At 62.7% G+C, this 22,373-nt stretch carries 23 protein-coding genes; 14 read left to right on the forward strand and 9 right to left on the reverse strand.

The genetic code is table 11. The features are described 5' to 3' along the window. Positions 1-96: 96 nt before the first annotated feature. The gene (locus NKH02_RS24590; protein ID WP_352882193.1) at positions 97-822 is read left to right on the forward strand and encodes a hypothetical protein; all 726 of its coding nucleotides are present in this window, start codon (positions 97-99) and stop codon (positions 820-822) included. 23 nt (positions 823-845) lie between these two features. On the opposite strand, the gene mutL is transcribed toward NKH02_RS24590, so the two are convergent. Further along, positions 846-2,720: a DNA mismatch repair endonuclease MutL gene (gene mutL / locus NKH02_RS24595; protein ID WP_352882259.1), complete on the reverse strand. Its 1,875-nt coding sequence runs from the start codon at positions 2,718-2,720 to the stop codon at positions 846-848. A 276-nt stretch (positions 2,721-2,996) separates the two neighbouring features. After that, on the reverse strand, positions 2,997-3,899 hold the full coding sequence (locus NKH02_RS24600; RefSeq protein ID WP_352869481.1) for a LysR substrate-binding domain-containing protein: 903 nt from the start codon (positions 3,897-3,899) through the stop codon (positions 2,997-2,999). Between the two features lie 92 nt (positions 3,900-3,991). Here NKH02_RS24600 and NKH02_RS24605 point away from each other — a divergent pair, with 92 nt between their 5' ends. The 4 genes from NKH02_RS24605 to NKH02_RS24620 all read left to right on the forward strand — a co-directional run bounded on the left by NKH02_RS24605 (position 3,992) and on the right by NKH02_RS24620 (position 8,428). Further along, positions 3,992-5,542 carry a trimethylamine methyltransferase family protein gene (locus NKH02_RS24605; protein ID WP_352882195.1) on the forward strand — a complete coding sequence of 517 codons (1,551 nt, stop codon included), beginning with the start codon at positions 3,992-3,994 and terminating at the stop codon, positions 5,540-5,542. A 42-nt stretch (positions 5,543-5,584) separates the two neighbouring features. Further along, positions 5,585-7,234, forward strand: coding sequence for an ABC transporter substrate-binding protein (locus NKH02_RS24610; protein ID WP_352882197.1), 1,650 nt, complete (start codon positions 5,585-5,587; stop codon positions 7,232-7,234). Between the two features lie 95 nt (positions 7,235-7,329). After that, positions 7,330-7,809: a DUF3828 domain-containing protein gene (locus NKH02_RS24615; protein WP_352869484.1), complete on the forward strand. Its 480-nt coding sequence runs from the start codon at positions 7,330-7,332 to the stop codon at positions 7,807-7,809. A gap of 4 nt (positions 7,810-7,813) precedes the next feature. Further along, the gene (locus tag NKH02_RS24620) at positions 7,814-8,428 is read left to right on the forward strand and encodes a hypothetical protein (RefSeq protein ID WP_352869485.1); all 615 of its coding nucleotides are present in this window, start codon (positions 7,814-7,816) and stop codon (positions 8,426-8,428) included. 8 nt (positions 8,429-8,436) lie between these two features. Here NKH02_RS24620 and queF read toward each other — a convergent pair whose 3' ends face one another. Continuing rightward, on the reverse strand, positions 8,437-8,898 hold the full coding sequence (gene queF / locus NKH02_RS24625) for a preQ(1) synthase (RefSeq protein WP_352869487.1): 462 nt from the start codon (positions 8,896-8,898) through the stop codon (positions 8,437-8,439). Positions 8,899-8,998: 100 nt separating this feature from the next. Between queF and NKH02_RS24630 the strand changes: the two genes are divergently transcribed. Then, the gene (locus tag NKH02_RS24630; protein WP_352882199.1) at positions 8,999-11,044 is read left to right on the forward strand and encodes an oxidoreductase; all 2,046 of its coding nucleotides are present in this window, start codon (positions 8,999-9,001) and stop codon (positions 11,042-11,044) included. A gap of 136 nt (positions 11,045-11,180) precedes the next feature. On the opposite strand, the gene NKH02_RS24635 is transcribed toward NKH02_RS24630, so the two are convergent. Beyond that, positions 11,181-11,588 (reverse strand): hypothetical protein, encoded by a 408-nt coding sequence (locus NKH02_RS24635; RefSeq protein ID WP_352882201.1) that lies wholly within the window; start codon positions 11,586-11,588, stop codon positions 11,181-11,183. Between the two features lie 119 nt (positions 11,589-11,707). Here NKH02_RS24635 and NKH02_RS24640 point away from each other — a divergent pair, with 119 nt between their 5' ends. Continuing rightward, positions 11,708-12,136: a MarR family winged helix-turn-helix transcriptional regulator gene (locus NKH02_RS24640; protein WP_352869492.1), complete on the forward strand. Its 429-nt coding sequence runs from the start codon at positions 11,708-11,710 to the stop codon at positions 12,134-12,136. Between the two features lie 13 nt (positions 12,137-12,149). Here NKH02_RS24640 and NKH02_RS24645 read toward each other — a convergent pair whose 3' ends face one another. Then, positions 12,150-12,293, reverse strand: a complete 144-nt coding sequence (locus NKH02_RS24645; RefSeq protein WP_352882203.1) for a hypothetical protein — start codon at positions 12,291-12,293, stop codon at positions 12,150-12,152. A gap of 66 nt (positions 12,294-12,359) precedes the next feature. Then, positions 12,360-14,426, reverse strand: a complete 2,067-nt coding sequence (locus tag NKH02_RS24650) for a putative bifunctional diguanylate cyclase/phosphodiesterase (RefSeq protein ID WP_352882205.1) — start codon at positions 14,424-14,426, stop codon at positions 12,360-12,362. Positions 14,427-14,729: 303 nt separating this feature from the next. Between NKH02_RS24650 and NKH02_RS24655 the strand changes: the two genes are divergently transcribed. Beyond that, entirely contained in the window at positions 14,730-15,917 is a 1,188-nt protein-coding gene (locus NKH02_RS24655) for a glycine C-acetyltransferase (RefSeq protein WP_352882207.1), read from the forward strand. Positions 15,918-15,969: 52 nt separating this feature from the next. Beyond that, positions 15,970-17,004, forward strand: coding sequence for an L-threonine 3-dehydrogenase (gene tdh, locus NKH02_RS24660; protein ID WP_352869498.1), 1,035 nt, complete (start codon positions 15,970-15,972; stop codon positions 17,002-17,004). A 74-nt stretch (positions 17,005-17,078) separates the two neighbouring features. Here the strand turns inward: tdh and NKH02_RS24665 are convergent, their stop codons facing one another. Then, positions 17,079-17,546, reverse strand: coding sequence for a MarR family winged helix-turn-helix transcriptional regulator (locus NKH02_RS24665; protein ID WP_352882209.1), 468 nt, complete (start codon positions 17,544-17,546; stop codon positions 17,079-17,081). Between the two features lie 87 nt (positions 17,547-17,633). On the opposite strand from NKH02_RS24665, the gene hmgA reads away from it, so the two are divergent. From hmgA to NKH02_RS24690, 5 genes are read left to right on the forward strand one after another with little or no spacing between them, the layout of a single operon-like run. Further along, entirely contained in the window at positions 17,634-18,947 is a 1,314-nt protein-coding gene (gene hmgA / locus NKH02_RS24670; RefSeq protein ID WP_352882210.1) for a homogentisate 1,2-dioxygenase, read from the forward strand. 11 nt (positions 18,948-18,958) lie between these two features. Next, positions 18,959-19,846 carry an MBL fold metallo-hydrolase gene (locus NKH02_RS24675; RefSeq protein WP_352882261.1) on the forward strand — a complete coding sequence of 296 codons (888 nt, stop codon included), beginning with the start codon at positions 18,959-18,961 and terminating at the stop codon, positions 19,844-19,846. Beyond that, positions 19,843-20,856: a fumarylacetoacetate hydrolase family protein gene (locus tag NKH02_RS24680; RefSeq protein ID WP_352882212.1), complete on the forward strand. Its 1,014-nt coding sequence runs from the start codon at positions 19,843-19,845 to the stop codon at positions 20,854-20,856. Before NKH02_RS24675 ends, NKH02_RS24680 begins: the two co-directional genes overlap by 4 nt. Before the next feature lie 4 nt (positions 20,857-20,860). Then, a complete protein-coding gene (locus NKH02_RS24685; RefSeq protein ID WP_352882214.1) occupies positions 20,861-21,160 on the forward strand; it encodes a hypothetical protein in 300 nt (99 codons plus the stop codon). Then, positions 21,157-21,693: a DinB family protein gene (locus tag NKH02_RS24690; protein ID WP_352882216.1), complete on the forward strand. Its 537-nt coding sequence runs from the start codon at positions 21,157-21,159 to the stop codon at positions 21,691-21,693. The genes NKH02_RS24685 and NKH02_RS24690 overlap by 4 nt, the downstream gene beginning before the upstream one ends. A gap of 13 nt (positions 21,694-21,706) precedes the next feature. Here NKH02_RS24690 and NKH02_RS24695 read toward each other — a convergent pair whose 3' ends face one another. Together NKH02_RS24695 and NKH02_RS24700 are read right to left on the reverse strand one after the other, a co-directional pair. Beyond that, positions 21,707-22,084 (reverse strand): type II toxin-antitoxin system VapC family toxin, encoded by a 378-nt coding sequence (locus NKH02_RS24695; protein WP_352882218.1) that lies wholly within the window; start codon positions 22,082-22,084, stop codon positions 21,707-21,709. Beyond that, positions 22,081-22,305: a type II toxin-antitoxin system Phd/YefM family antitoxin gene (locus NKH02_RS24700; protein ID WP_023780515.1), complete on the reverse strand. Its 225-nt coding sequence runs from the start codon at positions 22,303-22,305 to the stop codon at positions 22,081-22,083. The genes NKH02_RS24695 and NKH02_RS24700 overlap by 4 nt, the downstream gene beginning before the upstream one ends. Between the last annotated feature and the right edge of the window lie 68 nt (positions 22,306-22,373).

Consider the following 22,373-nt stretch of genomic DNA (forward strand, 5'->3'; position numbering starts at 1 on the left):
TGCAGACATGCGCCAGGCGGGCGGCTATGGTGGGCCGCTTTTGTGGAACACGGCGGGGTCGGGATGGGAAGATGGTTCATATCCGTAATTTCTTGTGTGCTGCTGCTGAGCGGGAAGGCCGCCGCGGGTTGGTATCACGTGGAGAATTACGAAGGGTCGATCGGCTCCCAGCCCGTTCATGTCTCGCTTCAGACATATGACGGCTTCGGCAGCGGCATGACCGTCGAGGGAAGCTACTTCTACGACACGAAACAAAGCCCGATAGCGGTGTTCGGCAAGCTCAACGGCAGCAGGCTCGCGCTCTGCGAGATCTCGAACGACAAGGAGTTCGACCGGATATTGGTGGTTGGATCAAAGATCCCCGTCGACACCACCGGATGCCCGTTTTCCCTCGACATGGCTGAAAGCGGCGCCACAGGCACCTGGAGCAAGGGGGCAGACACGTATCCCGTCTCGCTCAAGAAAGTCGCGAGCCTGGACGATACTGGCGACCCAAAGCTCGACGGGACCGTCGAGATTCCCTTCTGGGCCGAAACAGCCGCCCACAGGTTTGCCGGTCTTTATACGAACACCGAGTCAGGCACTTGCATGGCGAAAATGCAGGTCATCAAAAAGAGCAGCAGGAAGGTCGTTCAGGAGATCGCCTTCGATGATGATGGCTGCAACGCCGGCATGTTGATGACGTCCATCTATGCGAACGTCCAGAAGTGGGCCGAGCGAGGCAAGGACATCATTTCGGTGAATTTTCGAGGTGGCGGCGCCGGATATGCGATGGACTATGCCTTTGACCGCAAGACCAAAAAGTACCGCCAAAGGAAATGAAGCGGGACGCCGATAGCAAGACCTCAACGCCGCCCGAACAGCCTTTCGATATCCGCCAGCTTGAGCTCGATATAGGTCGGGCGGCCGTGGTTGCAGGTGCCGGAGCCCGGCGTCGCCTCCATCTGCCGCAGCAGCGCGTTCATCTCCTCCGCCTTGAGCAGACGGCCGGAGCGTACCGAGCCGTGGCAGGCCATGGTCGCGGCGATCTTGTCCAGCCGCTCCTTCAGCGTCTCGACCGTGTCGTTGTCGGCGATCTCATCGGCAAGGTCGCGCACCAATTGCTGGACATTGGTTTCACCGAGCATCGACGGCGTCTCCCGCACCGCGACGGCGCCGGGGCCGAAGCGCTCGATACCGAGCCCGAAACGTGCCAGCGTTTCTGAATGGAGCGCAAGCCGCTCGGCATCCTCTTCGGGCAGGTCGATGATTTCAGGCAGAAGCAGCATCTGCGAGGGCACGGGGCGCGAATGCAGCGCATTCTTCAGCGCCTCGTAGACCAGCCGTTCATGTGCTGCATGCTGGTCGACGATGACGAGCGAATCCCTGGTCTGCGCAACGATGTAGTTCTCATGCACCTGGGCGCGCGCCGCTCCCAGCACCGCGCCAAGCAGCGTCTCGGCCGCCTCATCCTGCCCGGCGCGCGCATCGGCGCTGGCAAGCGGACCGGCATCGAACGCCGCCTGCTCGTTTTCGCGCAAACCGCGATGTTCGAAGCGCGCTCCCTCGAAACCCATGTCGAGAGGGCGCTGGGATGAACGGGCAGCATCGAAGCCGGACGAGCCCGACGCGTGATGGGCCGCGTCGTAGCTGCGGTGGCCGTTTGCCGGGCCGCCGTGACCGTAGGATGCGGCGCCGGGCCGGAAAGCCGCCATCATGCCGGCAGCACCCGTGGTGGCCGCGCGGATGCCTGAATCGGCGAGTGCCTGGCGGATGGAACCGACGATCAGCCCGCGCACCAGTCCTGGGTCGCGGAAGCGCACATCGGCCTTGGCCGGGTGGACATTGACGTCGACGATGGCCGGATCGAGCGACAGGAACAGCACCGTCACCGCATGGCGGTCGCGCGGCAAGACGTCGGCGAAGGCACCGCGAATGGCGCCGGCGATCAGCTTGTCGCGCACCGGGCGGCCGTTGACATAGGCATATTGCTGCAGCGCGTTGGCGCGGGTGAAGGACGGGATCGACACGTACCCGGTCAGGTGCACGCCTTCGCGCATCGCCTCGATGGCAATCGAATTGTCGGGAAAGTCGGCACCCATTACCTGGGCGATGCGACGCAGGCTGCCTTCCTGGCTGTCGTCGGTCGCGGGCAATTCCAGCGTCGAGCGATCCGAGCCGGCCAGCGTGAAGCGCACGGTGGGGAAGGCGATGGCGATGCGCTTGATCACGTCGCTGGTCGCCGAACTCTCGGCGCGCTCGCCCTTCATGAATTTCAGTCGGGCCGGCGTTGCGAAGAACAGGTCGCGCACCTCCACCGTGGTGCCGCGATTGGCCGCCGCCGGCCTGACGGGCAAGACGCGGCCACCCTCGATGCCGATCTCGGCGGCACTGTCACTTGATGCAGTGCGCGAGCGGATCGACAGCCGCGACACCGAGCCGATCGACGGCAGCGCTTCGCCGCGGAAGCCGAGCGAGCGGATGTCGTTGATATCCCCGGTGAGCTTGGAGGTGCAGTGGCGCGCGATCGCCAGCGCCAGCTCCGGTTCGGGAATGCCGGAGCCGTCGTCGGTGACGCGGATCAGGTTCAGTCCGCCGCCGGCAGTGACGATCTCCACCTTGCCAGCACCGGCATCGAGCGCATTCTCGACCAGTTCCTTGACCACGCTTGCCGGACGCTCGATGACTTCGCCGGCGGCGATCTGGTTGATCATCGTTTCGGAAAGCTGGCGGATGGGCATGGAGACACTATAGGCGGATTCGACGCCGATGAGGAAGCATTCGATGTCGGCGGAATAGCGGTGATGCTGGCGGGACAGCACCCCCCTCTGGCCTGCCGGCCATCTCCCCCGCAAGGAGGGAGATCGGATGTCGTCACGGCTTTCGCCAATCTGCAGCGCTGCAGGAAGGGCGGCGAGGTTGGAACTGCCAATCTCCCCACTTGCGGGGGAGATGTCCGGCAGGACAGAGGGGGGTGCTGTCCCGCCGACTTCCAAGGAACTGGGAGGCACTGTCCCTCACGCCTGCGCCGCCAGCCAGTCGCGCACCTTGCGGGCGTTGTCGCTGAGCTCGCGGTTCTTCGGCCAGACGACATAGAACGCCTTGCCGGTCCTCAGAACATGATCCGTCACCGTCACCAACAGTCCTGATGCCAGCAGGCGCTCGGCAAGATGCCGCCAGCCGAGAGCGATGCCTTGGCCTTCCATGACGCCCTGGATCACCAGGCCATAGTCGTTGATGCGCAGGCCGCGCGCGGTATCGCTGAGACTGGCGCCGGCCGACAGGAACCATTCGTCCCAGCTTGCCGCCTCGCGATACGGCTCTTCCAGATGGATGAGGCGGTGCGTGGCCAGTTCCGCGACGGATTTGGGCAGGCCGAACTTCGCTGCGTAGCTGGCGCCGGCAACGGGAAATATCTCCTCATCCGCCAGCGGCAGCGAATGATAGTCCGGCCAATCCCGCGGCTCGCCCCCGCGCACGCCGAGCGGGATGCCTTCGGCGATGATGTCGAGGTCGCGGTCGGCGGTCTGGATGCGCAGGTCGATGCCCGGCAGTTCGTCGCGGAACTGCTGCAGGCGCGGCATCATCCAGAAGGAACCGAAGGCCGTCGAGGCGGCCAGCGTCACGTGGCCGCCGGTTGCCTGCAGGCGCAGATCCTCCGCCGATTTGCGGATATGTGAGAGGCCGAGCGAGACGTCGGCGTGGAAGCGCTCGCCGGCCTCGGTCAGGATGACCTGACGGTGGCGGCGCTGGAACAGCTTGGCGCCGAGCTGTTCTTCCAGTCCGCGCACCGCATAGGAGACGGCGGCCTGCGTCATGCCGAGTTCGCGCCCGGCGGCGGTGAAGCTCGACAGACGCCCGGCCGCCTCGAAGACGATCAGGCTGCCGGCGGAAGGCAGGAGGTGGCGCAGGCTTCGCATAAGCTCAGCTTATACAAGAGATCAGGATTTTCCAGCGTCACATACATATTTTGTCCCGCTAGGCTGGTGCCAATGAGTGGAATGGAGTTGTCATGAACGCACCGGCCCCTGAAGTGACCGAACACGCCAATCGTCGAAGTGGCGGCCGCTTGGGGCGCAAGGCGTTGCGCGGGGCTCCCGTAACGTCGTTTCCGACCCTGGTTCGCCAGATCCCCGTCTATCAGATGGTTCCGGATGAGGCGGTCGAGCTGATCCACCAGGAGTCACTCTCGATCCTCGAAGAGGTGGGATGCGAGTTCCGCGACGACGAGGCTATCGCGCTCTGGAAGGCGGCCGGGGCAGACGTTTCGGAGACACGTGTCCGCATCGACCGTGCCTTGCTGATGGAGCTCGTCTCGAAGGTCCCGTCGGAGTTCACGCTCAATGCGCGAAATCCGCAGCGTTCGGTGCGCGTGGGCGGCAACAACTCCATCTTCGCGCCGATGTACGGCGCACCTTATGTGCGCGACCTCGACAACAACAGACGCTACGGCACGCTCGCCGACCTGCAGAATTTCCACAAGCTCGCCTACATGGCGCCGGCGCTGCACTCGTCGAGCTCGATCATCTGCGAGCCGATGGAAATCGCGGTGCCGAAGCGTCACCTCCACATCATCCACTCGGCGTTGAAGCACTCCGACAAGCCGTTCATGGGCATCGTCACGTCCAAGGATCGGGCGGAAGACACGATGGCGATGGCGGGCATCGTGTTCGGCGAGGATTATGTCCGCGACAACCCGGTCCTGGTGTCGATCACCAACTGCAATTCGCCGCTTGTGTGGGACGCCACCATGCTGGACGCGATGAAGGTCTATGCGCGGAGCAACCAGCCGCTGATCCTCGCGCCCTTCGCGCTGTGCGGCGCCTCGACCTCGGCCTCCGCAGTGGGCGCGGTGGCGCAGGTCAACGCGGAAGCGCTGGCGGGCATCGCGTTCACGCAACTGCTGCGCCCGGGGTCGCCGCAGATCTATGGACAGTTCATGGTGACGGTGGACATGAAGACCGGCGCCCCGATGGGCGGCACGCCGGAGGCGGCCCAGATGATGTATCTGATGGGAGCCCTGGCGCGGAAATACCGGCTGCCATGGCGCACTTCCGGCTTTCATGTCGGGTCGAAGCTGAACGACGCCCAGGCGGGCTACGAGGCGAACATGCTGATGCATGCCGCCATCCTTTCTGGCGCCAATTACATCTGGCACTCGGCGGGATGGCTCGAGGCCGGGCTGACCTGCGGCTATTCGAAATTCGCGACCGACTGCGAACAGCTGATCGGCTGGTACAAATATGCTGGCGGGCTGCCGTTCGACGATTTCAAGGAAGCGATGGCGGCGATCCGCGAGGTGGGGCCCCAGGGCCATTTCCTCGGCACCCAGCACACGCTCGAACATTTCGAGTCCGCCTTCTTCATGCCCAGCATCATGGACTTCAATTCGTTCGAACAGTGGAAGGCCGAAGGGGCGAAGGACCACGACACGCGCGGCCGCGAGAAGGCGCGCAACATGCTGGCGGACTACGAGGAGCCGAAGCTCGACGAAGGCATCGCCGATGGCCTGACAGACTTCATAGCGCGGCGGGAGGAGAAGCTGCCGGACAGCGTCAGTTGAGGTGACCACGAAGATCACACGGGAACCAGACGGGAGGAAAAAATGACATTCTTCAGAAGCAATGGCGATCGCGTGCCGAGCACTATCGAGGCAATGGCCGCCGAAGCACGCGCGGGTCGTGTCGACCGGCGCGAATTCCTGGCGCTCGCAAGCGCCTTCGGCGCGTCAACGGCGCTTGCCTATGGCATGATCGGCCTTGCCGTGCCCGATCGTGCTTTGGCCGAAGAGCCGAAGAAAGGCGGAACCCTGCGCGTCTCGATGTCGGTGAAGGGGCAGAAGGATCCGCGCACTTACGACTGGGTGGAACTGGCCAACATTTCGCGCTGCTGGCTGGAGCCGCTTGTCCGCTACACCAGGCAATTCACATTCGAGCCGGTTCTGCTGGAAAGCTGGGATATCAACGACGACGCCACCGAATATGTGCTGCATGTGCGCAAGGGCATTACGTGGAACAACGGCGATGCCTTCAGCGCCGATGATGTCGTTCAAAATCTGACGCGCTGGTGCGAGAAAAGCGTCGCCGGAAACTCCATGGCCGCACGCGTCGGCGCACTGATCGACACAAAGACCGGCAAGGCCAGGGATGGCGCGATCACCAAGGTCGATGACAACACGGTCAAGCTGAAACTGAACGAACCCGACATTTCGCTCATCCCGAACTTCACCGACTATCCGGCGCTGGTGGTTCATCGCAACTTCGATGCCGACGGAGCCGATCCGATCAAGAAGCCGATCGGCACCGGGCCGTTCGAACTGGTCTCCTACGATGTCGGCCAGAAGGCGGTCGTCAAGCGCCGTGAGAACGGCAAGTGGTGGGGTGGGGAAGCGCCGCTCGACAGCGTCGAATTCATCGATTACGGCACCGATTTCAACGCTTCGATCAATGCATTCGATTCCGGCGAGATCGACCTCAATTTCGAGACGCCCGCCGACTTCATCGACATCCTCGACAAGATGGGCCTGGTGAAATCGGAGGTTGCGACGGCGACGACGCTCGTTGCCCGCACCAACATCACTCACAAGCCCTATGACGACCAGCGGGTCCGCAACGCCCTGCAAATGGCCGTCGACAACAACGCGGTTCTCGAACTTGGCTATGCCGGGCGAGGCACCCCTGGCGAAAACCACCACGTCGCCCCGATCCATCCGGAATACTATCCGCTGCCCAAGAAGACACGCGACGCCGCCGGCGCCAAGAAGCTGATGGCGGAAGCCGGGCAGGCCGACTTCGAGCATGAACTGATCACCGTCGAGGACGATTGGCAGAAGAACACGGGCGACGCGATCGCCGGCCAGCTGCGCGATGCCGGGATCAAGGTCAAGCGCACGGTGCTGCCGGGTTCGACCTTCTGGAACGACTGGACGAAATATCCCTATTCCATGACGATCTGGTACATGCGCCCGCTCGGCGTTCAGGTGCTGGCGCTCGGCTATCGCACCGGCGAGGCCTGGAATGAAACGGCGTACTCAAATCCCGATTTCGACGCCAAGCTCAAGCAGGCGCTTTCGCTCATCGACGTGGAGAAGCGCAAGGAGGTGATGAAGGATGTCGAGCAGATCCTGCAGGATTCGGGCGTCATCGTTCAGCCGTTCTGGCAGAAGCTCTACAGCCACATGAACAAGAACGTAAAGAACTACGGTGTCCACCAGACCTTCGAGATGGACCTGCAAAACGTCTGGCTGGATGGTTGAAACAAGCGTTACGGGGCTTCATGAGCCGAAAAAAAGCCGATATGCAGGATGCGTGGTATTGATAGGCTCAAGCCATCAAAAGCCGGAGATTCTGCATGAGACCGACAGTGCTCGTTGCCGCCCTTTCGATAGCCTTGCCGGCGGCCGCCGTCGCCGGACCGGCGTCCAACGCCGTGAAGTTCTTCTATGTTCCCGCAGTCAAGTTCGAGGCCGACGAACAATACCGGGATCGGTTCACCGAGCCGGTGACGAAACTGTTCGACCTGAACGACCAGGCAACGAAAAAGAACCCGGACCAGGTCGCCTGCATCGATTTCGATCCTGGCCTGGACGCCCAGGATTTCGATCAGAAGACCGTCTCGAAAACGCTGAAACTGTCTGAGAAGCTGGATGGCGACAACGCAGAGGTTACAGCGTCCTTCCGCCTTTTCTCCGAGGGCGAGGATTCCAAACGCGAAATGGTCTGGTCGCTCAAGAAGATCGACGGCAAGTGGAAGATATCGGACATCGCCTCGAAGACCAGCGACTGGAAGCTCAGCGCGCTGGAATGCGTGGCCGGCCAGACACCGGAGTGATGCGATGGCCCATCGCCCGATCCTGGCACTGTCGACCATGTGCCTGCTGGCGGTGGGTCTGAGTGGCGCCACCGCGCAAGGCTTGTTGGGTGCGCCGCCGGCAAACGCCCCGGTTGACACCGCGCCGGGCGACAGCGGGCCGCCGCCCGCAAATGCGCCCGGAGCGGCTGTGGAACCAACAACGCCGCCGGTCGGATGGTCGCCAGCCGAGGCAGCGCCGGCAGCACCCGTCCAGCCGGGCTCGCCAACAGCGGTGGTGCGGCCATTTTACGATAAGGTCGGGCTGGAGATCGATCCGGCGCAGCGCAGCCATTTCATCGATCCGGCAAAAACCGTGCTCGACAAGAGCGACGTCTTGCGCAAATCCGGGCAGGGCGAGTGTCTCGACCCCAACATGGCACTGGACAATGCGGACTATGACAAGGCCGAGATCGACAAGAGCCTGAAGACGCTCGAGGCGATCAATGGCGACCAAGCCAAGGTCATCGTCGCCTTCGTCATCGCTGGCAACCCGCACCGGCTGGAGTGGAAGTTCAAGAAGGTCGATGGCGACTGGAAGATCACGGATCTGTTGTCGGTGACCGGTGAATGGGCACTCAGCCAATATCAGTGCGAATGACGAGCGAGCTAGCCGCGCCCGCGATAGGGCGCGACGCCGGTGTCAGGCAGCCAGGCGCCTTCGGGCGGCGCGCCGGTCTGCCAGAACACGTCGATCGGAATGCCGCCGCGCGGATACCAATAGCCGCCAATGCGCAACCACAGCGGCTTGGTTGCCGCCACAATGCGGCGGCCGATCATGACGGTGCAGTCTTCATGGAAGGCGCCATGGTTGCGAAACGAGGTCATGAACAGCTTGAGCGACTTGGATTCCACCAGCAGCGCATCGGGCGCGTAGTCGATGACGATATGGGCGAAATCCGGCTGGCCGGTGACCGGGCACAGCGAGGTGAATTCCGGGCAAGTGAAGCGCACGATCGCCGGCGGCCCGTCGCCGCGCGCAAACGGCACGGTCTCCAGGACCGCTGCTTCTGGGCTCTGTGGCGTCTCGACGTGCGCGCCGAGCTGGGTGAGGGTCTTGGTGTCGATCATAAACGGGTTCCTTATCGCATGTCGCCGGGAAGTGTGGGGACGACATGCTTGAAAACGAATTTTGCCGCTCATTAGCACAATTTAAAACCGCAGGAAGACGATGACCAGCAGCGATCCGCTTCTCCAGCCCTATCAGCTCAAACATCTGACGCTGAAGAACCGGGTCATGTCGACCAGCCACGAGCCGGCCTATTCCGAGGATGGCATGCCGAAAGAGCGCTACCGGCTCTACCATGCCGAAAAGGCCAAGGGCGGCATGGCGCTGACCATGACCGCCGGCTCGGCGATCGTTTCGCGCGACAGTCCGGCGGCCTTCGGCAACCTGCATGTCTATGAGGACAGGATCGTGCCGTGGCTGGCCGAACTCGCCGATGCCTGCCACGAGCACGACTGCAAGGTGATGATCCAGATCACCCATCTCGGCCGCCGCACCGGCTGGAACAAGGCCGACTGGCTGCCGGTGCTCTCGGCTTCGCCCGTGCGCGAACCGGCGCATCGCGCTTTCCCGAAGACCATCGAGGACTGGGACATAGAGCGGATCGTCGCCGATTATGCCTCAGCCGCGCAGCGCTGCCAGGCCGCCGGCCTCGACGGCATCGAGTTCGAAGCCTATGGCCATCTGATCGACGGCTTCTGGTCGCCGGCCACCAACCACCGCGACGACGAGTTCGGCGGTTCGCTCGACAACCGCCTGCGCTTCACCAACATGGTGCTCGACGCCGTGCGTGCGGCGGTCGGCGACAAATTCGTCGTCGGCATCCGCATGGTCGCCGACGAAGATTTTGAAAAAGGCCTGTCGAAGGCGGAAGGCGTCGAGATTGCAAAGCGGCTGGCCGGCTCCGGCAAGGTCGATTTCCTCAACATCATCCGCGGCTCGATCGAGAGTGACGCGGCACTGACCAAGGTTATCCCGGTGACCGGCATGCGCTCGTCGCCGCATCTCGATTTCGCCGGCGAGGTGAGGGCGGCGACAAAATTCCCGACCTTCCATGCGGCGCGCATTTCCGACGTAGCCACCGCGCGGCACGCCATCGCCACCGGCAAACTCGACATGGTCGGCATGACCCGCGCCCACATCGCCGATCCGCACATCATCAAAAAAGTGATGGAGGGCAGGGAGCACGAGATCCGCCCTTGTGTCGGCGCCACCTATTGTCTGGATCGCATCTACGAAGGCGGTGAAGCGCTGTGCGTCCACAATGCGGCGACCGGCCGCGAGGCCGACATCCCGCACATCATCGTCAAGACCGAAGGGCCGAAGCAGAAAGTCGTCGTCGTCGGCGCCGGCGCCGGCGGGCTGGAGGTGGCGCGGGTCGCGGCCGAGAGAGGCCACAAGGTAACGATCCTGGAAGCGTCGAGCCAGGCCGGCGGCCAGGTTCGGCTGGCGACGCAGAACCCGCGCCGCAAGGAATTGATCGGCATCATCGACTGGCGGCTGGCCGAACTCGACCGGCTCGGTGTCGAGATTCGCTACGACACCTGGGCGGAGAAGGACGACGTTCTGGCCCTGTCGCCCGACGTGGTGGTGGTCGCCACCGGCGGCCTGCCGCAAAACCCGCCACTGACGGCTGGCGACAACCTTGTCACCTCGAGTTGGGACATCATGGCCGGCAGCGCCAAGCCGGCCGAAAATGTGCTGCTCTATGACGACAATGGCGGCCATCAGGGCATGGGCGCGGCCGAACTGATCGCCAATGCCGGCTCAAAACTCGAGCTTGTCTCGCCGGAGCGGTTCTTCGCACCGGAAATGGGAGGCATGAACCACGTGCCCTATATGCGCGCCTTCCAGGAAAAGGGCGTCACCATCACCATCAACACGCGGCTGCGCTCGGTACGGCGCGAGGGCAATCAGTTGGTCGCGGAACTGGCCTCGGACTTTGCCGATGGCTGGCGCGGCGAGCGGCGGGTCGACCAGGTGGTGGTCGAGCACGGCACGCTGCCGCTCGACGATCTCTATCTCTCGCTGAAGCCGCTGTCGAAGAACGGCGGCGCGGTGGATTACGAGCGGCTGGTGAGCGGCGGCGACATTTTTCCGGCGCGCAACCCAGAAGCACGCTTCGTGATGTTCCGGATCGGCGACGCGGTCGCCTCGCGCAACATCCATGCCGCCATTTATGACGGCATCAGGTTCGGCTTGCGGATTTGAAATTCGTTATCGCGAGAATTGGTGGCGCGCGGTCGGACCTGCGTACGAGAGCCCGTGTACTTCGGTCCGACCGCGCGCCCGCACGTCATTGGCTCGTCGCCAGACAACGTACGATTCCGTGAAGTTGTGCCGCGCCTCAAACCATCCGCGCGACGGCCATGCACAGCACGGTGATGACCAGTAGACCGCCGGCGATGCGCTCGCCTCTTGTCATTTTCGCGCGCAACCGGGCTTCCGTCGGCGCGTCGGCGCCGGCAAGCTTCCTGGTGGCGGAACCCACCAGCGCGCCCTGTACGCCGGCGGCAATTAGAGCCGTGGCGATGCCCAGCGCCAGCACCTTCTCCATCGGGCCGAAAAGGCCTTCATGGAAGAAATACCAAAGCAGTATGCCGGTGAGGAAAACGAGACCGGCCGCGCCCATTTGGGGCCGGAAGAACCGTTCCGCCCGGATCTCCGGATCGCGGCCGACCGCGATGGTGGTGCCGGCCCAGAACACGCCCGCCATGACATGAAGACCGAGGACGACGATGTAGACATATTGCATGACCGCATTTCCTCTTTTCTGCCCGCCGTTCGCATATAATTAGATATCAAATGATTAGATGTCAATGTATAACCTGCCGCTCGGTTCCCTCTACGGAAAACACCGTCTAGTGTCTGACGATGACGCCCTTTGACCGCCCACCAGTCGGCATGAATCTTGGCCGCACCGCCAAACTTGTCGCCCAAGCCTTCGACGCTGCCTTGGTCGAGGCTGGCGGTACGTTGCCGGTCTGGCTCACCCTGCTGTCTGTCAAGTCGAGCAAGCTTGCCAATCAGCGCGAGCTTGCCGGCATGATCGGCATCCAGGGGGCGACGCTGACCCACCATCTCAACGCCATGGAGGCGCAGGGCCTGCTGGTGCGCCGCCGCGATCCCGTCAACCGCCGGGTTCATCTGGTCGAACTGACCGCGGCCGGAGAAGCGATGTTCGAGACGTTGCGCAAGGCCGCATTGTCCTTTGACAAGCGGCTGCGGGTCGGACTGTCCGACGAGCGGCTGGCGGAGTTCGCGCAGGTGCTGGCGGCATTGCGGGCGAATGTGGAAAGCTAGGGCAGGATAGGGCTCAGTCGTCGTAGCCCCGGATTGTCCCAAAGGTGTAATGGCGCGGCTTCAGCGCGGTGATCAAGTTGGTCAGCTTCGTCTTGCCGTCGAAGCCGTCCTGGAACATGCCGCCCAAAAGTGCGCAGCGGTTTTGAGATAACGACATGCACAAAACAAAGACGCAAAGCGCGTCGCTCGACTCCGCTCAAGCGCGACGCGCTTTGGGCAATGGCTATGCCAGGCTTCCCTGCAGCACCGTCAGCTTGGCCTTCTTCGGCATGCGGGCGGTCAGCCATTCCAGCGCCTTGTCGTGCGGCATCGGGAAGGCGATGGAGTAGCCCTGCACCTGGTCGCAGCCGATCGCCATCAGCGATTCGAGTTCGGCTTCGGTTTCGGCGCCTTCGGCGACGATGGAGATGCCGAGGCCACGGGCAAGCTCGGTGATGGCGCGCACGATCTTCGAGTTGTCGCCATTCTCATGAATGTTCTGGACGAAGCGGCGATCGATCTTCAGCCGGTCGATCTCGTTCGGATTGACATGGCTTAGCGAGGCATAACCGGTACCGAAATCATCGAGTTCCAGATGGACGCCGGCTGCCCGGATGTGGCGCAGCTTGGCGGCGATACCCGTCTTCTCGTCGTCGAGGATGACGGATTCGACGATTTCCAGCGACAGTTTCTGTGGCGGCAGCCCGGCCTTTTCCAGTGTCTCGAACAGAAACGCATCGAAATCGGGCTCGCGCAATTCGGTGCCGGAAACATTGACCGCAAGGCGGCCGAAGGCAATGCCGGCGCGGTTCCATTCGGCGGCTTCCTTGATCGCCTTGGTGATGACGATGCGGCCGATCTCGGGCATGAAGCCGCATTTTTCGGCGACCGGGATAAATTCGCCCGGTGGGATCATGCCGCGCTCGGCATGGTTCCAGCGCACCAGCGCCTCGATGCCGCTGATCGTGCCGTTGGTCAGCGAAACCTGCGGCTGGAAATAGACCTGGAATGCCCGCTCCGCGATGGCGACCTTGATGTCGTGCTCGAGCTGCTTGCGATAGTCGAGCTCGCGGCGCAATTCTTCGGAGAAGAAGGAGAAGTTGCCGCCGCCCAGCTTCTTGGCGGAATAGAGCGCCAGATCGGCATGAACCAGCAGATCCTGAGCATTGTCGGCGTCGATCGGGTAGACGGCGATACCGGCGCTGGCGCCCGGGAGAATGGTCGTGCCCTGGAAGACGATCGGCTCGTTGATATGCGCCAGGATGCGCCGCGCCAGCATGTTGATGTCTTCGGTGCCGCCGGCGCCACCGAGGATCATGACGAACTCGTCGCCGCCCAGGCGTACGCAGAGATCCGAAGCCCGGCAGGAATCGCGCATGCGCTGTGCCGTGACAACCAGTACATAGTCGCCGGCGGCGTGGCCGAGCGTATCGTTGATCTGCTTGAACCGGTCGAGGTCGAGCTGGACGACGGCAAGTCGCTCGCGACGCCTGTGCGTGCCCTTGATCAGCGTATCGAAATGATCGGTCAGAAACGTGCGGTTGTGCAGGCCGGTGAGGCCGTCATGCACCGCGATGAAGGCCATGGAATTGCGCGCGTCGATCAGCTCATGCGTCTTGCGCAGGATAGCGTTCGACATCGGCCTGAAGATGAAAAGCGCCACCAGTACGATGACGCCCAGGGTGGCGTAGAACAGCGTGCGGTGGAGAGCGAGCAGCTTCTCGGAACGCTCGTCGGCATCGGCGCTGATGCGCTGGCCAAGCGCGGCGTAGCCCGACAAGCTCGCATTGGCGACGGAGGCGTCGAGGTTGACGCGCTCGTCGCCACCCTTGTAGCCACCATTGCCGGTGAACTGGGATTCATAGGCCGAGATCAGGCGGTCGCCATTGGCGATCAGCCCGACCGAGAAATAGTCGAGGTGGAAAGGCTTGGCGAAAAGGACGCTCTCGATCGACTTTGGGTCGAGCTTGGCCGGCGATTGCGGATCGGCTCCCGTCTGCTCGAGCAGCAGATCGTAATTCGTCTCGAACTCCGCCGTCGCCTGCTTGAGCGCGCTGACCAGCGCCGGCTGTTTGTCACGCGAAGCAGCGCCCGTTGCGCCGGCCAGGAAGACGATGCGCTGCGAAAGCGTCTTTTGCGTGCTGACGATGTCGAGCAACGTGTTGTTGTGCTGTTGGGTGGCCATCATCTGCTGCAGCAGGATGAAGGAGGCTATCACCATGGCGGCAATGATCAGCAGGGCCAGCCAGTAGCCAGCTTTGATCAGCAGTATGAGTTTGCCTGAAACGGTTTGCGCCGGCTGCTGCGACATTTTCGGGGGCGGTCCTCTCGCCAACGGATTCCTGCTGCGAAGACCATTGGCCTGCAAACATTAACAGGTCTGGAAATCGACAGCCGTCCGGCAAGGGGGAGACGTGGAAAGATCGCGAAATGGTTATCGGCCCGTTTAGCGCCGTGCCGGCATTTGAGCGATCCGCCAGAACCATTTGTAGTAGCGTCGCTTTTGCGACCATCGAGGCCGCATCGGGCCGCTTGCCACCGATCCGGTCGTTTTTGCGATGGATTTTTACCTCGGACGAGACGACAGTCGGCCCACATCAAATGAGGCCCGACCATGACCGCAGCATTCCTTTCTCACATCGACAGCGAGCTCGCGGGGCTCAAATCAGCCGGCCTCTATAAATCCGAGCGCGTGATCTCCTCGACCCAGTCGGCTGAGATCGAGGTCGGTGGGCGGAAAGTGCTCAACTTCTGCGCCAACAACTATCTCGGCCTCGCCGACAGCGCCGACCTGCGTGCGGCGGCCAGCCAGGCGCTCGACCGCTATGGCTATGGCATGGCATCGGTGCGTTTCATCTGCGGCACGCAGGAGGAGCACAAGCAGCTCGAGGCGACGATTTCATCCTTCCTCGGCCTGGAAGACACCATCCTTTACGGCTCCTGCTTCGATGCCAATGGCGGCCTGTTCGAGACGTTGCTCGGTGAAGAGGACGCGATCATTTCCGATGCGCTGAACCACGCTTCGATCATCGACGGCGTGCGGCTGTCGAAGGCCAAACGCTTCCGCTACGCCAACAACGACATGGCCGATCTCGAGGCGCGCCTGAAGGAAGCCGGGGACTGCCGCTTCCGGCTGATCGCCACCGACGGTGTGTTCTCGATGGATGGCATCATCGCCAATCTCAGGGGTGTCTGCGACCTCGCCGACAAATACGACGCCATGGTGATGGTTGACGACAGCCATGCGGTCGGCTTCGTCGGCCAGAACGGCCGCGGCTCGGCCGAGCATTGTGGCGTCGAGGGCAGGGTCGACATCATCACCGGGACGCTCGGCAAAGCGCTTGGCGGTGCATCCGGCGGCTACACCTCTGGCAAGAGGCAGGTGGTCGATTGGCTGCGCCAGCGCTCGCGGCCCTATCTTTTTTCCAACACGCTGATGCCGGCGATCGCCGGCGCTTCGATCAAGGCGTTCGACCTGATCCGCAATGGCGATGGCTTGCGCGAGCACCTCTATGCCAATGCGGCGCGGTTCCGGTCGCGGATGGGCAAGCTCGGTTTCACGCTGGCCGGCGCCGACCATCCGATCATTCCAGTGATGCTGGGCGATGCGACGCTGGCGCAGGAGATGGCGGCGCGCATGCTGAAGCGCGGCATCTATGTCATCGGTTTTTCCTTCCCGGTGGTGCCGAAGGGTCAGGCGCGCATCCGCACGCAGATGTCGGCGGCGCATTCCGCCGCGGACATCGACCGCGCGGTTGAGGCATTCGAAGCGGTCGGCAAGGAATTGGGCGTGATTTCCTGAAAGGCCGCAATCGAAAAGCGATTCCGGATCAAGAGATTCAAGGGACAAAAGCATGTCGAACATGATGAAGGCGCTGGTGAAGGCCAAGGCCGAGCCGGGCATCTGGATGGAAGAGGTGCCGGTGCCGGAGATCGGCCCCAACGACGTGCTGATCAAGATCCGCAAAACGGCGATCTGCGGCACCGACGTCCACATCTACAATTGGGACCAGTGGGCGCAGAAGACGGTGCCGGTGCCGATGGTCACCGGTCATGAATTCGTCGGCACGGTTGCCGATTTCGGCGCTGCGGTCACGGAATACAAGATCGGCCAGCGCGTGTCGGGCGAAGGTCATATCGTCTGCGGCCATTGCCGCAACTGCCGCGCCGGGCGAGGGCATCTCTGCCGCAACACGCTCGGTGTCGGCGTCAACCGTCCCGGCGCCTTCGGCGAGTATCTTGCAATCCCGCAGCACAATGTCGTGCCGATCCCCGACGATGTGCCGGACGAGATCGCGGCGATCTTCGATCCCCTAGGCAATGCCGTCCACACCGCACTGTCCTTCGATCTGGTCGGGGAGGATGTGCTGGTCACCGGCGCCGGGCCGATCGGCATCATGGGCGCGCTCGTCGCGCAATGCGTCGGCGCGCGAAAGGTGGTCATCACCGACATCAACCCGGTGCGGCTGGCGCTGGCCAAAAAGCTCGGCGTCCAGCATGTCGTCGACGCCTCGCAGGAAAAGCTGCGCGACGTCATGCCTGCGCTCGGCATGACCGAGGGTTTTGATGTCGGCCTCGAAATGTCGGGCGCCGCACCCGCCTTCCGCGACATGATCGACACCATGAACAATGGCGGCAAGATCGCTATCCTGGGGATTGCGCCCACCGGTTTCGAAATCGACTGGAACAAGGTCATCTTCAAGATGCTGCATCTGAAAGGCATCTACGGCCGCGAGATGTTCGAGACCTGGTACAAGATGATCGCGTTGGTGCAAGGTCCGCTGGATGTCTCCGGCTTGATCACGCACCGCATCGGCATCGACGATTTTCAGGCCGGCTTCGATGCCATGCGCAGCGGCAGCTCGGGCAAGGTGGTGATGGATTGGTAGCGCCTGACAGGAGGTGTTGCGATCCTTCGCGCCTCCCCTCTGTCCCGCCGACATATCAACAATTCTCCTGGTATCTAGTCTTTCCCCAATGCCGTTTCTAGCGCTGCCAGTCCTTCTATGATCGCCCCACGCTCTTTGGCGCTCAATTTCGACAACAACTGCCGCTCGAACGCCTTCGCCAGCGGCACCATCTCGCGATAGGCGGCGAGGCCTGCCCTGGTCAGCGTCAGATGTTCGAGGCGGCGGTCTTTCTCATCTGGCGTGCGCGTTAGCCAACGCCGCCGTTCAAGCTCAGCCACCGCGCGCGAAACCTTGGTCTTGTGCATGGCCGACTGCTCACCGAGTGCGGACGCCGTCATTGTGCCGTGCTGCCCAAGCCCGGAAAGGGTGCGCCATTCCGGCCGTGTAAGGCCATGGCTGTCCTTGTATATTCGCGAAAATTCGCGGCTGACGGCGTCGGCAAGCCGGTAGAGCCGATAGGGCAGGAAATTTTCCAGATTGAGAATTTCAGGCGCGTCGGACACTTCGCTCTTGATCGCCATTTTTCAAAGCCGCCATTGATGGTTACATTTTCGATGGTTACAAACGAAACCAGTTTGGTCAATTGAAATCCATTCCGGGAGGAAGCGATGGCCTTTTCCTACATGGCGGGCTTCGGCAACGACTTTGAAACCGAGACCTTGCCTGGCTCGCTGCCGCAGGGGCGGAATTCGCCGCAGCGGCCGGCCTACGGCCTCTATGCCGAGCAGCTTTCGGGCTCGCCCTTCACCGCCCCGCGCGGCACCAACGAGCGTTCCTGGCTCTATCGCATTCGGCCGAGCGTCAAGCACACCGGCCGCTTCAAACCGGCGAGCTATCCCTTGTGGAAGACCGCGCCCAATGTCGGCGATCACGAACTGGCGCTCGGCCAATATCGTTGGAACCCGGTGCCGATGCCGAAGGAGCCGACCGATTTCATCGCCGGCATGCGCAGTATCACCACTGCCGGCGATGTGCTGGGGCAGACCGGCATGGCAGCGCATGTCTACGTCGCCAACCGCTCGATGGTGGACGATCATTTCTTCAACGCCGACGGCGAGTTGCTGATCGTGCCGCAGGTCGGTGCCTTGCGCTTCGTCACCGAGATGGGCGTGATCGAATTGAGGCCCGGCGAGATCGCCGTGCTGCCACGCGGTCTGGTCTTCAAGGTCGAGCTGGTCGACGCCGAAGTGCGCGGCTATGTCTGCGAGAATTACGGCGCCAAGCTTACGCTGCCTGACCGAGGCCCGATTGGCGCCAATTGCCTGGCCAATCCGCGCGATTTCAAGACGCCTTGCGCCTGGTTCGAGGAGAAGGAAGCGCCGTGTCGGCTGGTGGTCAAATGGTGCGGCAATTTCCATGTCACCGAGATCGGTCATTCGCCGCTGGATGTCGTCGCCTGGCACGGCAACTACGCGCCCTACAAATATGATCTGGCAACCTTTTCGCCGGTGGGCGCGCTGCTGTTCGATCATCCCGACCCGTCGATCTTCACCGTGCTGACCGCGCCGAGCGGCGAGGAGGGCACCGCCAACATCGACTTCGTCATCTTCCCGCCGCGCTGGCTGGTGGCCGAAGATACGTTCCGGCCGCCCTGGTATCACCGCAACATCATGAGTGAGTTCATGGGGCTGATCCACGGCCAGTACGACGCCAAGGAAGAGGGCTTTGTGCCCGGCGGCATCAGCCTGCACAATCTGATGCTGGCCCATGGACCGGATGCGCCTGGCTTCGAAAAGGCCTCGCGCGCGAATCTGAAACCGGTCAAGCTCGACAACACCATGGCCTTCATGTTCGAGACGCGATTTCCGCAGATGTTGACCCGCTACGGCGCCGAACTCGAAACCCGGCAGGACAATTACATCGACTGCTGGGCGGACCTGAAGAAGCGTTTCAACGGCACGCCAGAGGGCGACTGGTCTTGAGCACCGAGCCAATGCCGGACCAACTGGTGATTTTGGGCTCGAAGGGTGGCCCGGCGCTGCGGCCGGGTGGTCCATGGCCGAGTTCGTCGCTGCTGCAGATCGGCGGCCGCACGGTCGTTGTAGACTGCGGACTTGGCGTGACGCGCGGCCTGGTCGACGCCGGCATCAGCCTGAAGTGGCTTGACCTGATCTTCATCACGCATCTGCATTCCGACCACCTGCTGGAACTAGGGCCGTTGCTCCACACCGCCTGGACGGCGGGTCTGGCCACGCCCGTCGGCTTGTTCGGCCCGCCCGGCACAGGCCACTACTGGCGGCGCTTTTGTCAGGCGATGGAGTTCGACATCGAGATCCGCATCGTCGACGAGGGTCGGCCGGATATTCGCGATCTGGTTTCGATCGTCGAATTCGGCGAGGGCCACGTGGTCGAGCGAGGCGGTCTCGAGGTTTCGGCGCTGCGCGTCGACCATCCGCCGGTGACCGACTGTTTTGCCCTGCGCTTCGAACACGCTGGGAGAAGCGTGGTCTTCTCCGCCGATACGGCCTTTTATCCGCCGCTCGCCGATTTTGCCCGGGGCGCCGATATCCTGGTCCACGAGGCCATGCTGGAACAAGGCATCGAGCGGCTGGTGGCCAGGACCGGCAATGGCGCGCGGCTGAAAGACCATCTGCTCGCCAGCCACAGCTTTGCCGAAGAGGCCGGGCGCATCGCCAGCGATGCCGGCGTAACGAGGCTGGTGCTCAATCACCTCATTCCGGCCGACGATCCCGAGATCGGCGAAGCCGAATGGATCGCCGCTGTCAGGAAAACATGGGCCGGCGACTTGACGATCGCCCGGGACGGCCTTGTTGTGGAGTTAAGCAGCGCCAAAGCTGCACAAGGAGAGGAAACCGCATGAAGCTTGCCACATTGAAGGACGGAACGCGCGACGGAAAACTCGTCGTCGTCTCGCGCGACCTGACACGCTTCATCGACGCCTCGTTCCTGGTGCGCACGCTGCAGGCGGCGCTCGACGACTGGCGGCGCATCGCACCGCACCTCACGACAATAGCGGAATCGCTGGAGAACAACGCGGTGCCGGCGGAGCGCTTCCACGAGCATGACGCCCACTCGCCGCTGCCGCGCGCCTATCAATGGGCCGACGGCTCGGCCTATGTGAACCACGTCGAGCTGGTGCGCAAAGCCCGCGGCGCCGAGATGCCGGCGAGCTTCTGGACCGACCCGCTGATCTACCAGGGCGGCTCGGACTCCTTCACTCCGCCACGCGATCCGATCCGGATAGTCGACGAAGCCTTCGGCATCGACATGGAAGGCGAAGTCGCGATCATCGTCGACGATGTGCCGATGGGTGCAAGCCTCGATGAAGCGCGCGCCGCGATCCGGCTGATCATGCTGGTCAACGACGTCACGCTGCGCGCGCTCACCGGACCGGAGTTGGCAAAGGGTTTCGGCTTCTTCCAGTCAAAGCCGTCCTCGGCGTTTTCGCCTGTCGCGGTGACGCCGGACGAACTGGGCGACGCATGGGACGGCGGCAAGGTCAGCCTGCCGCTGCTCGCCGATCTCAACGGCGAGCCGTTCGGCCGGGCCAATGCCGGTATAGACATGACCTTCGACTTTCCGGCGCTGATCGTTCACGCGGCAAGGACACGGCCATTGGCCGCCGGCACGATCGTCGGCTCGGGGACTGTCTCCAACAAGCTCGACGGCGGGCCGGGCAAACCTGTCTCGGCTGGCGGCGCCGGCTATTCCTGCATCGCCGAACTGCGCATGATCGAGACCATTGTGTCAGGCGAGCCCAGAACGCCGTTCCTGCGCTTCGGCGACACGGTGCGCATCGAGATGAAGGACAGGACGGGTCATTCGATCTTCGGCGCCATCGAGCAGAAGGTCGAGAAATACGAGAGGTGAGGGAATGACGGGGGATGCATTCTATCTGCTGGCGGGCATCTGGGCGCTCGCCATTCTGGCCGTTTTCATCCTCGCCATCCGGCTGAGCTATCGCATCGAGGTGCGTTCGCCCGCTCTCACCAATCTCGGCGGCTTTCCGCGCAAGGCGATGATGTTCCACACCATCACCAACATGAACGTCGCGCGGGACGAGGAAACACAAGCCGTGCGGCGACGGATGTACCGGTTGCTGCTGATTGTGCTCGCTGGATTCGTGGTCATGGGTGGGCTTGTATCTGATCCGTTCCTCAGGGTGAGGGCATGAACCTGCTTGATCATCTGCGCCGCATGGCCGCCAACAATCTTTGGTCGAGCGACCGGCTCTACCGGGCGGTGTTATCCCTTCAGCCCGGCGAGTTCGAGGCCGTGCGCACCAGCTTCTTTCCGTCGATCAAGGCGACGCTCAACCACATACTGGCGGTCGATCTTCTCTATCTCGATTTTCTCGAAGAGGGCGGTCTCGGCGCGGCCGCCCATGACGATTTCGTGCCTTTCGACGAGCCGCGGGCGCTGTTTGCCGCGCAGACCGTGGCCGATCGGCGACTGATCGCTTTTTGCGACGGGCTGTCGGAGGCTGATCTCGACCGCCGCGTCATCACCGACCGGCGCCGCGACGGCATGATTCCTGAGCGCATCGGCGATATCCTCGCCCATGTCTTCCTGCACGACATCCATCATCGCGGTCAGGTGCATGCAATGCTGTCGGGCACGTCAGTCAAGCCGCCGCAGCTCGACGAGTTCTTGCTCGATTATGACGCGAAGCTCAGGAAAGCGGAAATCGAGCGGCTGCGTTTGTAAGCCAGGTCACCAATCATGCCAGAGCGACATCGTAACGGGCGAAATGTCGGTCGGATGTAAGGATGGTCAGGTTCTCCAGTTGCGCTTGCGCAATCAGCAGCCTGTCGAACGGATCGCCATGGTGGTGAGGGAGGCCGCTGACGGCATCCGCATGCTGGAGGGTTACGGCGAGCGGCTGAAATTGCATCCTTGGAAGCAGCGTCGGCAGATCGTCCGGCGCAGCGAGTTTTCCGATCGAACGTTTAATGGCAATTTCCCAAATGCTTGCCGCGCTCGCGAACACCACCGCCTCCGAAGCCAGGATAGCGCGGTGCTGCTCGCTGAGACGCAGATCGTCCGAAATCGACCAAAGGATGATATGGGTGTCGGCGAGAAACGGGCCGACAGTCATTTCACGTACTCGTCCCACTCGGGACCGAGTTCGTCAAAGTCGTCCGCAATCCAGATCTTGCCTTTCAAGGCGCCGATACGCGGCAGGGGTTCGGCTACTGCCGGCGGTACGATACGCGCGGCCACCTTGCCGTGGCGTGTGAGCACGATCTCCTCACCGGCTTCCGCGCGGCTGACGAGTTCCGACAATTTGGCCTTGGCTTCGGCGATGGAAACATTCATTGGGCTCGATCCTTTATGACCATAATTTAGGTCATAATTGACCGAGCCGCAAGATCTGCATCAGGTGG

Source organism: Mesorhizobium sp. M1396 (assembly GCF_040317725.1).
In the GTDB taxonomy this organism is placed as follows: Bacteria; Pseudomonadota; Alphaproteobacteria; order Rhizobiales; family Rhizobiaceae; genus Mesorhizobium.